A 13,261-nucleotide genomic window follows, 5' to 3' on the forward strand; every position below is an offset into this window, starting at 1 on the left:
GTGAATGTTGTGACAAAAATGGCCCCTGAACTGCCGATTGAAGTGGATAGTGAAACCGGTGTTTGGACATCGGATGCACTGCCGATGCTGTATGTACCAAGACATTTCTTTATTAATAACCATCAGGCGATTGAAGAAGAATTGGGTCCTGAGCGTTATGCCGAAATTCTCTATAAAGCCGGCTATAAAAGTGCCTGGCACTGGTGTGAAAAAGAAGCCGAGCTTCACGGCCTGAGCGGTGTTGAGGTGTTTGAACACTATATGAAGCGGTTATCACAGCGCGGCTGGGGCAAGTTCTTTACCGAAGCCATCGATCTGGAGGCTGGGGTTTGCAAGGTGCGCCTGGAGCATTCCGCCTTTGTGTATCACTACGGCAAGGTTAACCGCAAGATTGAATACATGTTTACCGGTTGGTTTGCCGGGGCGATGGATCAGATTCTGGAAGCTCAAGGCAGTAGTGTGCGAACGCTGGCTGAACAGACCCAAAGTGGTGCTGAAACCGGTCATGATGTGGGCTATTTCGTTACCCGCCCCAAGGTTTAATGTTGCTGTCCAGGAGTAACCTATGTCCCAGTTTGATGCCATTTTTCAACCGATTCAGCTCGGTAAATTGACCATCCGCAACCGGGTGGTGAGTACCGCGCATGCCGAAGTTCATGCTACTGATGGCGGTATGACCACCGAACGCTATGTGAAGTATTACGAAGAGAAAGCCAAGGGCGGTTGTGGCTTGTGTATCTGTGGGGGGTCTTCGGTGGTATCCATCGACAGCCCGCAGGCTTGGTGGAGTTCAGTCAATCTATCCACTGACCGCATTATCCCGCATTTTCAAAATCTTGCCGAGGCTGTGCATAAGCATGGCGGCAAGATCATGATTCAGATTACTCACATGGGGCGGCGCTCACGCTGGGATGGCTATAACTGGACAACCCTCTTGTCACCCTCTGGTATTCGGGAGCCGGTGCATCGTTCTACCTGTAAAACCATTGAACCGGAAGAAATTCAACGCATTATCGGTGACTTTGCTCAGGCGGCACGCCGTGCCAAAGAGGGAGGGCTGGATGGTGTAGAGCTTTCCGCCGTGCACCAGCATTTGATTGATCAGTTCTGGAGCCCGCGGGTTAACAAGCGTACTGATGAGTGGGGTGGCAGTTTTGAAAACCGCATGCGCTTCGGCATGGAGGTTCTTAAAGCAGTGCGTAACGAGGTCGGAGACGATTTTGTCGTTGGTATGCGTATCTGTGGCGATGAGTTCCATCCGGATGGTTTAACACATGACGATATGAAGCAGATTGCTGCCTACTATGACGCTACCGGTTTGGTGGATTTCTTTGGTGTCATAGGTTCCGGTTGTGATACCCATAACACCCTGGCGAATGTGATTCCAAACATGTCTTACCCGCCGGAGCCTTTCCTGCATCTGGCTGCGGGTATTAAAGAGGTGGTCAAGGCACCGGTTATTCATGCGCAGAATATTAAAGATCCCAACCAGGCTCAGCGTATTCTGGAAGGGGGCTATGTGGATATGGTCGGCATGACCCGTGCGCATATTGCCGATCCGCACATTATTGCCAAGATCAAGATGGGTCAGATTGATCAGATACGTCAGTGTGTCGGGGCCAATTATTGTATCGACCGCCAGTACCAGGGGCTGGATGTGTTGTGTATTCAAAACGCCGCCACCTCACGTGAATACATGGGCTTGCCGCATATTATCGAAAAAACAGAAGGCTCTGTACGCAAAGTGGTCGTGGTGGGTGGTGGCCCCGCGGGTATGGAAGCCGCACGTGTGGCGGCTGAGCGCGGTCATCAGGTGGTGCTGTTTGAAGCTCAGGCACAACTCGGCGGACAGATTACCCTGGCGGCCAAAGCGCCGCAGCGCGATCAAATGGCGGGTATTACCCGTTGGTATCAGTTGGAACTGGCCCGTCTGAAGGTGGATGTGCGGCTGAATAGCTATGCTGATGAAGCGATGATCAAAGCGGATCAACCGGATGTGGTTATTCTTGCTGTCGGTGGCAAACCCTTTATTGAGCAGGTACCCGATTGGGGTGCTGAAGAGGGTCTGGTTGTCAGCAGTTGGGATATTCTCGATGGCAAGGTTGCACCGGGTAACAATGTGCTGGTGTATGACACTATTTGTGAGTTCACGGGTATGTCGACAGCCGATTACTTGTCTGAGAAGGGCAGCAAGGTTGAGCTGGTTACCGATGATGTCAAACCCGGTGCCGCGATTGGCGGTACCACCTTCCCAACCTATTACCGCAGTCTCTACCCGAAGGAGGTGATCATGACCTCAGATCTGGCGCTGCACAAAGTCTACCGCGAGGGCGATCAGTTGGTGGCTGTGCTGGAAAATGAGTATACCGGTCAGTTGGAAGAGCGGGTGGTTGATCAGGTGGTGGTGGAAAATGGCGTACGTCCGGACGAAGCGCTGTATTACGCGCTGAAACCCCAGTCGCTGAACAAGGGTCAGATCGATGTTGCCGCCTTGTATGACATCAAACCCCAGCCTTGCTTGAGTGAATCGACCGATGGAGACCGCTTTGTGTTGTTCCGTATCGGCGACTGCACAGCACCGCGTAATACCCATGCAGCCATCTATGATGCGCTGCGTCTTTGCAAGGACTTCTGATACAGGGCTGGGTTATGTTGAACGTGCTGTTACCTTTGTTGCTAGGTTTGGCGCTGCTGTTGGCAGTGGTCGGTGCACTACGCCGTATTCGCTTATGGCGTAATGGCCGCTCCTCGTCAGTGGCTTTGCTGGCGGGTTTGGCCGCTATGCCACGGCGTTATCTGGTTGATCTGCACCACGTGGTGGCGCGAGATAAGTTTATTTCGCACACCCATGTGGCGACAGCCGGTGGCTTCGTGCTGGCGGCTGTACTGGCCATTCTGGTGCATGGTTTACAGTTACACCATGCCATTTTGGCCTGGGCGTTGTTGTTGGCGACAGCGGCTATGTTTTGTGGTGCATTGCTGATCGCTAAACGCCGCATCAATCCGCCTGCACGTTTATCCAAAGGCCCCTGGATGCGTCTGCCGAAAAGCCTGTTGGCCTTCTCGCTGGGCTTCTTTCTGTTGACCCTGCCGGTTGCCGGGGTGCTACCGGCTGATGCGGGTGGTTGGCTGCTGGTGGTCTTGCTGCTGGCGCTGGTTACCTGGGGGATGGGTGAGATGTTCTTCGGCATGACCTGGGGTGGCCCGATGAAGCACGCCTTCGCTGGTGCCTTACATCTGGCCTTTCACCGTCGTGCTGAACGTTTTGGTGGTGGTCGATCAACCGGCCTGAAACCGCTTGATCTGAATGATACAGATGCGCCACTGGGTGTGGAAAAGCCCGCTGATTTTACCTGGAACCAATTACTCGGATTCGATGCCTGTGTTCAATGCGGTCGCTGTGAAGCGGTTTGCCCGGCCTATGCCGCTGGCCAACCGCTGAATCCGAAAAAACTCATCCAGGATATGGTAGTGGGATTAGCCGGTGGCACTGATGCGGGTTATGCCGGCTCTCCTTATCCAGGCAAGCCAGTGGGCGAACATCAGGGTAGTCCGTTTGCTCAAATCGTGGCGCGTGAAGGACAGGGGCTGGTTGATGCCGAAACCCTCTGGTCCTGCACTACCTGCCGTGCCTGTGTCGAAGAGTGTCCGATGATGATTGAGCATGTCGATGCGATAGTGGATATGCGCCGTCACTTGACCCTGGAACGTGGACAAACCCCTAACAAGGGCGCTGAGGTGATCGACAATCTGATCGCCACGGATAATCCTGGTGGCTTTAATCCAGGCTCACGGATGAACTGGGCGGCGGACCTGAATCTGCCCCTGCTGTCAGAAGTGAAACGTACCGACCTGCTGCTCTGGCTAGGAGATGGGGCGTTTGATATGCGCAATCAGCGTACCCTGAGAGCTTTCGTTAAAATTCTGCGTGCGGCCGAGATTAGCTTTGCCGTACTGGGAAATGAAGAGCGTGATTGCGGTGATCTGGCGCGTCGCCTCGGTGATGAAGCCACCTTTCAGTCGCTGGCTAAGCGTAATATTGAAACCCTGTCTAAATACAGTTTCCGTGCGATTGTTAGCTGCGATCCCCACAGTTTCCATGTGTTGAAAAATGAATATGCAGCATTTGGCGGTGAGTATGTGGTTTACCATCACACCACCTATATCAATCAGTTGCGCCAGCTAAGCAAGATTAAACTCCGTGCTCACAAAGGCGGCAAAGTCACCTATCACGATCCCTGCTATCTGGGGCGTTATAACGGTGAATATGAAGCGCCGAGAGCGGTGCTCAAGGCGATGGGTATTGAAGTCGTGGAGATGGAGCGCTCTGGTTTTCGTTCACGCTGTTGTGGCGGTGGCGGTGGTGCACCTATCACTGATATTCCCGGTAAGCAGCGCATTCCCGATATGCGAATGGAAGATATACGTGAAACATCGGCAGAGCAGGTGGCGGTTGGCTGTCCTCAGTGTATGGCCATGCTGGAAGGGGTGGTGGAACCCCGACCCCAGGTGCTGGATATAGCTGAAATGGTTGCCGATGCGCTGGAAGTCTCTTTGGAAGCACCGGAAACATCGAAAGCAGAGGAGGTCCGCTTATGAGCGATATCCTTCGTCGTGATCCGCGTATCGAGCAGATACGGCGTAACCGTTTGCATCCTCAGTATGACGCTGTAATAGCGGCGATGAATGGCACGGCTAGTGCTGCCGAATGGTTAAGTCCTCAGGGCATAAAACGCCGCAACCCACATTTGGTCGGGTTTATCGGTCCGAATGGTCTGCGCCGTATTGATCGCAGTGGTGGGCAGGGGGGGAGTGTTTCAGCCGCCAAGTCACCTAGTGTCGCTGCAGACAGTCGGCCTTTGCAGCGTATCGAGTCACCGGCTGCTTATATAGTGGTGGTGCCCGATATGCAGGGTGGGCGTTTGAGTGCGCAGGATAAGGATGTATTGGGTTTGGCGCAGCAGTTGGCATCACGGCATCCACAAACAGCCGTATTGGCGGTGGTGTTTGGTTCCCATAAAGAGCAAGGTTTTGTTGATGCCGGGGTGGACAGGTTATTGCATTTAAGGGATTCCGCCTTCGATAATTACGCCCCTGAACAGCGCCTGGCTCGATTGCTGCAATTGGAGTCTGATATACAACCTGAATACTGGTTGTTTCCTGATTCTGGTTTAGGCAGTGGTGATTTGGGACGGCGTTTAGCGGTGCAGATTGATGTGCGTGCCGCCACGGGAGTATGGCAGGTGAAGTTGGATGGCGAACAACCTCAGTGTGTCAGTCGCGGTGCGGCAGGCACTGTGGATATTACCCGTGAACTGCCGCGGGTTGTGCTGGCACTGTCTGAGTGCGCGGAACCGGTGAGTGATACGCGGCATGAAGTTCTTGAATTTATGCTGCGTACTGCACAGGTTGAACCCTTGCAGCGGATTGAGGACCTGGGCCCCGTGGCAGTTGATCCGGCCAGTGTATCCCTGGCTGAAGCAGAATTTATTCTGTCTGGTGGAAACGGGGTGACGGATTGGCAGGGCTTCCATACGGCGGCTGGAGTACTAGGAGCCACAGAGGGCGCATCCCGCGTAGCTGTCGATGATGGTTTCATGCCCCGCGACCGACAAGTTGGTGCCACCGGAACCTGGGTGACAGCACGTGTTTATCTGGCTGTGGGTATTTCTGGTGCCATTCAACACCTTCAAGGTATTCAGACTTGCGACAAGGTGATTGCCATTAATACGGATGCAGGCTGCGATATGGTTAAACGTGCGGATCTGGCGGTGATCGGTGATGCGGCTGCGATACTGGAAAAACTCACTGAGAAGGTTACTGCACTGAAACAGGAGAAGCGCCATGTTGCTTAACACGCCTTCCAGGCTTGCCTCACCTTGCAAGGTGGCAGCACTCTTGTCAATTGGCCAGCACCCGATTACCGGTCGTGCCAGACGTGCCGATCAGGATGCCAGGGCTTTGGAAATGGCACTCAACTTGTCAGATGTACGGCTATTACCCGTGCATGCCGGATGGGTGGATGACACCTCGGAAGCGGCGTTGCGAGGCTATTTGGGAATGGGGGTGCCTGAACTGCATCTCCTTCAACAACCTGCTGAAGCGGATGTTGTTCCGGTGCTGGAAGCGTTTGTTCGCCAGCAGCAGGTTTCATTGGTGTTGTGTGGGGGGCGAGCTGAATCGGGCGAGGGATCCGGGATGTTGCCCTATCTGTTGGCTCAGCGGTTGGGCTGGCCAGTTATCAGTGGGCTGGCTGAGATTGAACAGCTAAAAGCTGGTTCGGTAACTCTATTACAAGCACTACCGCGAGGCCAGCGCCGTCGTTTGAAAGTTACGCTACCGGCGGTGCTGGCGCTGGATTCGGCAGCTCCGGTTGCACGTCAGTCGGCTTTTGGTCCGGCTCGTCGGGGTGAATTGATACAGCAGGGCTCGGAAGTTACAGCCGATCTGGATCGCAGCGACTGGGACTTTCAGCCAGCACGAAAGCGACCCAAGCGCTTGAAAATCATTAAGGCTAGCTCGGCAAGAGACAGATTTAAGGCGGCGGCGGCCAAGGCTGAAGCCAGTGGCGGGCAGGTATTGCAAAACCAGCCAGCTGATGTAGCTGCCGATGCCATATTAAAAATGCTGCTTGAAGAGGGTGTGTTGAATCAGGATAAAATCGCTTGATCCGGAGGATTTGCAAATAAATTCCGGAGAATTTTGCAAGACCTTATGAGGTCGGCTGTTTTAGAGTCCACTGTGGTGTTTTTTTGGATTGATGTAAATCCAGTTTTAGCGTTAAATCCGGCATAATCAGGCTTGGCTTAATGCAAATAAGGGTGTTGTATATACACACTCACCAACAACAAAGATAAGGTGACACATAAATGAGCAAACCTAACCTGAACAGACGTAATATCCTAAAAGCCGCTGCAGCCAGTGCTGTTGCCGCGCCTTTGGCAATGGCTTCCACGTCTGCTTTTGCAACCACCAACTTGCGTATGCAAACTTACTGGGGTCGTGAAGCCGCTGATGTTTTTTCGGCTTTCGGTAGTGACGTGCGTACCGCTTCCAATGGTTCACTGCGTGTTCGTCACTTTACCGGTAGCTCACTGGTACCTGATGCGGAAATGTTTCAAGCTGTAAGTAACGGCACCATTGATATGTGTCAGGGGTATGCAGGTTACTGGCCGGGTCAGCTGGATATTGCCGGTATTGAATCGGGTCTTCCAGGTGCCTGGACCAGTTATGATGAAGCACAGTATGTGTTCCGTCACAAAGGTTTGCTGGAGCTGGTTCGTGAAGCTTATGCTGAGAATAATGTTCACTACATGGGCCCAATCTTCGGTGGTCCGTTTGATTTGCTGACCAAAGAGCCAGTGAATAGTCTGGAAGATCTGAAAAACATGCGTATTCGTGCAACACCAGCGGTAGCACGTATCCTTCAGGCTTTTGATATCCCAACCGTATTTCTGCCAGGTTCAGAGCTTTATGTAGGTTTGAGTACTGGTACTATCGATGGCGTCATCTATGCCGGTACCAACGAGTACGTCGGCATGAAGTTGTATGAAGTGGCTAAGCACTACACCTCTCTGGGCATGGTTTACCCTGGCTACTGCGATCAGATTCTGGTGAATCTGGATGTTTGGAATGCGATGTCTGAAGAAGAGCGTAAAGTGATGGAGCTGGCCTTTGAGAAGCATGCTTCACACATGAATACCTGGATGGTTAGTGGTTCTATTGATGCAGGTGGTTCTGGTCTGTTCGAAATGAACAAGTTACCAGCGGAAGATTCACAGCGTTTGCGTGAAGCGGCTGAAGTGATCTGGGAAGATGAAGCCGTCAAGTCTGATCGTAACCGTAAAGCGATCGACATTCTGAAAGAAACAGCGAAAGCCACAGGTCGCGCCTGATGCTTTCGGTCTGTCACTTAGTTAGCTGGGTTGATAGACTCTCTGAAACTGTTGGTAAGGCCATCTCCTGGATGTGCCTTGCCATCATTGCAGTGATGCTCTATGAAATAGCCGCCCGCTATTTCTTCAACAGCCCAACGTCCTGGGCACACGAAGTGACCACTATGCTATATGGCACCTTCTGTATCATAGCTGGCACCTACACTCACCGTTATCAGGGCCATGTTCGTAGCGAAGCCCTCTACCATCTGTTTTCCCGTCGTGGTAAAGCCATCGTCGATACACTGACAGGTTCATTAGTATTATTTGTTCTGATCGTGTTTTTTGTGGCGTCTGTGGATTTTGCCTGGGACTCCTGGCAACGTAACGAGATGTCATCTCGTAGCACCTGGGCACCACCTTTGTATCCTTTTAAAACTGTTTTACCAGTAGCTGTCGGATTAATAACCTTACAAAGTGCCGCACATCTGCTTCGGGATATTTGTGTGGCGTTTAATGTTAGCTGTGATGCTTGTGCCGACCGCGGTGTGGAAACTGAACACTGAGGCATAGCGTATTAGTGTGCGGTTTAGTCCGGCCGCTTTATAAATCCATAACGATAAAAGGTACATAAGGTGTCAGATATTGATCCTTTATTGATAACACTCGGCATGTTTGCCGCGATGTTTGTCATGTTGTTGCTGGGAACCCCCTTGTCTTGGTCTTTGCTGACTGTAGGTATGGGGTTTGCTTATTTCCTTTGGGGTTCAGGTGCGCTTGAACTGCTGACCATCAGTGCATTTTCATCCATGGATAACTTTATCCTGGTGGCACTGCCCATGTTTATTTTCATGGGCTTAATGCTGGAGCGATCCGGCATTACTGATGATTTGTTTGAAATGATGAACAAGCTGATGGGGGCGCAACCCGGTGGTTTAGGGGTGGGAACCATTGTGCTTTGCGCGTTGATTGCTGCGATGGCGGGTGTATCCGGTGCTGCGACAGTTAGTCTTGGTGTCATTGCTTTACCAGCGATGCTGAAACGTGGATACAGCAAGAAGCTTGCGACTGGCACGATCATGGCCGGTGGCGCATTAGGGTTCCTGATTCCACCTAGTGTACTGATGATTCTGTACGCTTTTCTTGCCAAAGAATCTATTGGTAAACTCTTTGCTGCAGGGTTAATTCCCGGCTTAATGTTGGCCGCTATCTACATAGTTTATATTCTGATCGTGAGCCGTATTAACCCATCTATTGCCCCGCCTCTGGCTGAAGTCGAGCGGGTAGACTGGAAGGGAAAACTGCGCTCGCTGAAGGCGTTGATACTCCCTGGCACGCTGATTGTCACTGTACTTGCTTGTATTATCCTCGGCATCACCACTCCGTCTGAAGCCTCAGCGATAGGTGCGGCTGGTGCAATTATTTGCGCAGCTATCTACCGCACGCTGACCTTTAAAATGATGAAGGATGTGCTGCTGGATACAACCAAAATTATGGGGATGCTGATCTGGATAACCTTGACGGCAATTTTCTTCAGCAAGGTATATATCGGCCTGGGGGCTGGTTACCTGCTACAGGATCTGGTTGAAGACAGTAGCCTGGCACCTATGGCTGTCATAGTGGCTATGCTGGCCTGCTACTATGTGTTGGGCATGTTCTTGGATGATTTTGCCATCGTGTTTATCACCGTGCCCCTGTTTGTGCCGGTGGTGGAACTGCTTGGTTTTGATCCTGTCTGGTTCGCTATCCTGTTCATTGTCAGTATGCAATCAGCTTATCTAACGCCACCCTTTGGCTATAATTTATTCTATATGCGATCGGTAGCACCGCCTTCGGTGACCATCTACGATCTGTATTTGGCAGCTATTCCTTTTATTCTGCTGCAGATATTTGGTCTGGCTTTGCTGGTGATGTTCCCGCAGATCGCGCTCTGGCTGCCTGAGCTGATTTACGGTCCTTAAAAAAGAAGGCGCAAGGTGCTCAGCGTTTTTGCCTGGTAAAACATCCTTTCATTAAAGGTGGTTATATCAGGTAAAAGCGCTGTTTTTGTTGGATTTACTTGTTTTTTGTGCGTATATTGATCCATGCTGTTTATACGGCACGTACATACAATAAGAAGAGCCCATAGCGTCTTAACAACATGGAAGCGTTTTGTTCTCTGCATCAGCAGAAACAGGACGTCAATGTGGTTTCTATAATCTGTCATTTATGGATTCACATATGCTGTTTAGAACTAAAGACGCATCGTCGCTACCCACCCTAAAATTATCACTGCAACGCCTTGAAAGTGATCTCAATGCACTGAAAGCACATATGGCATTCATCGAATTCGATGTCCAGGGCAACATATTGGAAGCTAATTCGCTTTTCTTAAAGGCCACTGGTTATCAGGCGGATCAAATTTCTGGCCAGCATCATCGTCTCTTTTGTCCAAAGCATGTTGCCCAAAGCCCAGATTATGCAAAACTCTGGCAAACCCTGGCATCCGGTCGTTCGGTAGCTGGTACCTTTGAGCGAATTAACGCTCAGGGTCAGCCTTTATGGTTGGAAGCAACCTATTTCCCCGTCACGGATGCTAACGGAAAGGTCTATAAAGTTCTGAAAATTGCGGCTGATGTGACGCAGCGCAAAATTGAATCAGATCAACAATCGGCTGTATTGCATGCACTTGACCGCTCAATGGCGGTGATTAAGTTTACTCCTGACGGCAGTATTATTTCCGCGAATGATAATTTTCTGAAGGCTGTTGGTTATCGCCTTGACGAACTAAAGGGAAAACACCACCGTATTTTTTGTAAAGATTCTTTTTATCAGGAGAATCCAAATTTCTGGGCAGAACTGCAGCGTGGTGAATTTAAGTCTGGACGCTTTGAGCGACTCGATTCCCGTGGGCAGGTGATCTGGCTGGAAGCTACCTACAACCCGATCAAAAATGATCAGGGGAAGGTCGTTCAGGTGATTAAATTTGCAGCCGATATCACGGAAAAAGTTGAGCTGGACCTGGCCATACGTGAAGCCGCTGCACTGGCCAGTAGTACCTCTGAGGAAACGGCACAAATTGCCCAGCAAGGTTTGTCTTCACTGGACCTGGCCGTGCAAACTTCCCGGCAGGTCGCAATCAAAGTTGACGAGGTCAATGAGTTGATAGCGAAGCTGAATGTGCAGTCTGAAAGCATTCAGTCGATTGTTGCCACCATCAAGTCCATCGCTGATCAGACCAATTTGCTGGCATTGAATGCGGCGATTGAAGCGGCAAGAGCCGGCGAGCAAGGGCGCGGGTTTGCTGTAGTTGCTGATGAAGTGCGACAACTGGCCTTCCGTACCAGTGAGTCCACCAAGATGATTGCAGATGTAGTCAATCAGAACCATCAGTTGCTCAGTACCTTGACAGGTAACACCACCGAAGCACGTCGGTCAGCAGAAGCCGGGCAGGAAAGTATCAGCCGGGTCAGCGATATTATGACTGAGATCTATCAGGGGGCGGAGAATGTGTCGCAAGCGGCAGCCAGGTTGGGTAATCTGAGTTAGACGAGAGACTATACTCCAAGCGACACTGCCTTGTTCACCTGAGACATGTCAGTGTGGGCAAGTCCTGGATCAATTGCGATCCTGAAGCCTGGATGCGATCATTGGCCATTCGACTCGATAAGTATAAAAGAGACCTGTAATGAGCCAGAACACACCGGAAATTTCCCGTCCTGCCGGGCGGCGGAAAACTCGTGCCGGACAGCGTGGTCGTATGACTCAAGCGGCGGCGCTGGATACAGTCAACCAACTATTGGGCGACTCGCCAAACCGCCGTGATTTGCTCCTAGAACACTTACATCGTATTCAGGATCATGTCGGCTATTTATCCCTGACGCATTTACGCGCCTTAGCCGAGCGTATGAATCTACCCATGGCTAGCATTTATGAAACAGCCAGTTTTTATGCGCACTTTGATTTAGTACATGATGATGAATTACCCCCGCCCGCTGTAACTATCCGTGTGTGTGATTCACTTGCCTGTCAGATGGCCGGGGCAGAGGCGTTGAGTCAGGCCTTGCAACAGCAGATGGATCCTGCGGCTGTGCGGGTCATTCACGCGCCCTGTATGGGCCGTTGTGATGCCGCACCCGTACTGGAATTATCCCATAATCACATAGAGCACGCCACGCCGGAGAAAGTTGCTCACGCCTTGGCTGTTCAGGCATTTGAGCCTGCTGAGGTCGACTGGCAGCCTTTAGCCGCGTATCAGACAGAGGGTGGCTATCAGTTATTAGCTGACTGTCGCGCAGGTCTTCGCAGCATTGAAGAATTGATGGCGATGATGGAGCAGGCCGGACTTCGTGGCCTCGGTGGCGCCGGTTTCCCGACCTATAAAAAATGGCAGTTTGTGCGGGCTGAAGCGGCGCCGCGTTACTGTGTAATCAATGCGGATGAAGGTGAGCCAGGTACCTTTAAGGATCGCTATTATCTGGAGCGCCATCCACACCGTTTCCTTGAAGGCGCGCTGATCAGTAGTTGGGCGATAGAGGCCAGTGCCTTATATATCTATTTACGTGATGAATATCCGGGGGTGAACAAGCTCTTGCGGGCTGCCATTGCCGAGCTGGAAGAGGCCGCTATAGTTGATCCTGGCTATATCATTCTCCGTCGTGGTGCCGGGGCTTACATCTGTGGTGAAGAATCGGCGTTGATCGAGTCACTGGAGGGCAAGCCAGGTAAGCCGCGGCATCGTCCACCTTTTGTAGCTCAGAAAGGTCTGTTTGACCGACCCACCTTGGTAAACAATGTGGAAACGGTGTATTGGATCCCCCTGATTCATGCCAAGGGCGCCGAGTGGTTTGCTTCACAAGGACGTCATGGGCGCAAAGGGCTGCGCTCTTTCTCTGTATCGGGGCGTGTGAATAAACCTGGCGTTCATTTGGCACCGGCCGGAATCACCCTGAATGAATTGATTGATGAGTATTGCGGTGGGCTACCCGAAGGGCAGCAGTTGCTGGGCTATCTTCCTGGTGGCGCATCCGGTGGTATTTTGCCGGCCAGCAAAGCCGATATTCCGCTGGATTTTGATACCCTGCAGGCCGAAGGCTGTTTTATCGGTTCAGCGGCGGTAATGGTACTGTCTGATCAGGATGATCTGCAGCAGGTCGCCAAAAACCTGATGGCCTTTTTCCGTGATGAGTCCTGTGGTCAGTGTACGCCATGTCGCGTCGGTACCGAAAAGATGCTGGATCTGCTCACTGAACAGCAATGGGATGTGTTGCAGTTGCAGCGTTTGTCTCAGGTGATGATGGATGCTTCGATTTGTGGTCTCGGTCAGGCTGCACCCAATCCGGTGCTGGGTCTGCTCAAGGATTTTCGCGCTGAACTCAGTGCGGCCAATATCATCGTCAAGGGGTAAG

At 51.7% G+C, this 13,261-nt stretch carries 9 protein-coding genes and 2 pseudogenes; all 11 read left to right on the top strand.

The genetic code is table 11. From position 1 onward, the window contains the following. Positions 1-9: 9 nt before the first annotated feature. Positions 10-543, top strand: coding sequence for a DUF5943 domain-containing protein (locus ACN0R1_RS13900; protein WP_417583854.1), 534 nt, complete (start codon positions 10-12; stop codon positions 541-543). Between the two features lie 22 nt (positions 544-565). After that, positions 566-2,635 (top strand): dimethylglycine demethylation protein DgcA, encoded by a 2,070-nt coding sequence (gene dgcA, locus ACN0R1_RS13905; RefSeq protein ID WP_417583856.1) that lies wholly within the window; start codon positions 566-568, stop codon positions 2,633-2,635. 14 nt (positions 2,636-2,649) lie between these two features. Further along, positions 2,650-4,599 (top strand): (Fe-S)-binding protein, encoded by a 1,950-nt coding sequence (locus tag ACN0R1_RS13910; protein WP_417583858.1) that lies wholly within the window; start codon positions 2,650-2,652, stop codon positions 4,597-4,599. Then, positions 4,596-5,855: an electron transfer flavoprotein subunit alpha/FixB family protein gene (locus ACN0R1_RS13915; RefSeq protein ID WP_417583860.1), complete on the top strand. Its 1,260-nt coding sequence runs from the start codon at positions 4,596-4,598 to the stop codon at positions 5,853-5,855. The genes ACN0R1_RS13910 and ACN0R1_RS13915 overlap by 4 nt, the downstream gene beginning before the upstream one ends. After that, the gene (locus tag ACN0R1_RS13920; RefSeq protein WP_417583862.1) at positions 5,845-6,669 is read left to right on the top strand and encodes an electron transfer flavoprotein subunit beta; all 825 of its coding nucleotides are present in this window, start codon (positions 5,845-5,847) and stop codon (positions 6,667-6,669) included. Before ACN0R1_RS13915 ends, ACN0R1_RS13920 begins: the two co-directional genes overlap by 11 nt. 200 nt (positions 6,670-6,869) lie before the next feature. Continuing rightward, positions 6,870-7,895 carry a TRAP transporter substrate-binding protein DctP gene (gene dctP / locus ACN0R1_RS13925; RefSeq protein WP_417583864.1) on the top strand — a complete coding sequence of 342 codons (1,026 nt, stop codon included), beginning with the start codon at positions 6,870-6,872 and terminating at the stop codon, positions 7,893-7,895. Next, entirely contained in the window at positions 7,895-8,440 is a 546-nt protein-coding gene (locus ACN0R1_RS13930) for a TRAP transporter small permease subunit (protein ID WP_417583866.1), read from the top strand. The genes dctP and ACN0R1_RS13930 overlap by 1 nt, the downstream gene beginning before the upstream one ends. A 69-nt stretch (positions 8,441-8,509) precedes the next feature. After that, positions 8,510-9,835 (top strand): TRAP transporter large permease, encoded by a 1,326-nt coding sequence (locus tag ACN0R1_RS13935; protein WP_417583868.1) that lies wholly within the window; start codon positions 8,510-8,512, stop codon positions 9,833-9,835. 352 nt (positions 9,836-10,187) lie between these two features. Then, a pseudogene (locus ACN0R1_RS13940) lies at positions 10,188-10,859 on the top strand (PAS domain-containing protein); the annotation flags it as partial. Positions 10,860-11,018: 159 nt separating this feature from the next. Further along, positions 11,019-11,402: pseudogene (locus tag ACN0R1_RS13945) on the top strand (methyl-accepting chemotaxis protein); the annotation flags it as partial. 139 nt (positions 11,403-11,541) lie between these two features. After that, positions 11,542-13,260: an NAD(P)H-dependent oxidoreductase subunit E gene (locus tag ACN0R1_RS13950; RefSeq protein WP_417583870.1), complete on the top strand. Its 1,719-nt coding sequence runs from the start codon at positions 11,542-11,544 to the stop codon at positions 13,258-13,260. Position 13,261 lies beyond the last annotated feature (1 nt).

Source organism: Nitrincola sp., assembly GCF_048264025.1.
In the GTDB taxonomy this organism is placed as follows: Bacteria; Pseudomonadota; Gammaproteobacteria; order Pseudomonadales; family Balneatricaceae; genus Nitrincola.

What these genes read in the sequence shown, in the direction of transcription:
- dgcA (WP_417583856.1), top strand. Translation starts at nt 566, where the DNA reads ATGTCCCAGTTTGATGCCATTTTTCAACCGATTCAGCTCGGTAAATTG.
- ACN0R1_RS13910 (WP_417583858.1), top strand. Translation starts at nt 2,650, where the DNA reads ATGTTGAACGTGCTGTTACCTTTGTTGCTAGGTTTGGCGCTGCTGTTG.
- ACN0R1_RS13915 (WP_417583860.1), top strand. Translation starts at nt 4,596, where the DNA reads ATGAGCGATATCCTTCGTCGTGATCCGCGTATCGAGCAGATACGGCGT.
- ACN0R1_RS13920 (WP_417583862.1), top strand. Translation starts at nt 5,845, where the DNA reads ATGTTGCTTAACACGCCTTCCAGGCTTGCCTCACCTTGCAAGGTGGCA.
- dctP (WP_417583864.1), top strand. Translation starts at nt 6,870, where the DNA reads ATGAGCAAACCTAACCTGAACAGACGTAATATCCTAAAAGCCGCTGCA.
- ACN0R1_RS13930 (WP_417583866.1), top strand. Translation starts at nt 7,895, where the DNA reads ATGCTTTCGGTCTGTCACTTAGTTAGCTGGGTTGATAGACTCTCTGAA.
- ACN0R1_RS13950 (WP_417583870.1), top strand. Translation starts at nt 11,542, where the DNA reads ATGAGCCAGAACACACCGGAAATTTCCCGTCCTGCCGGGCGGCGGAAA.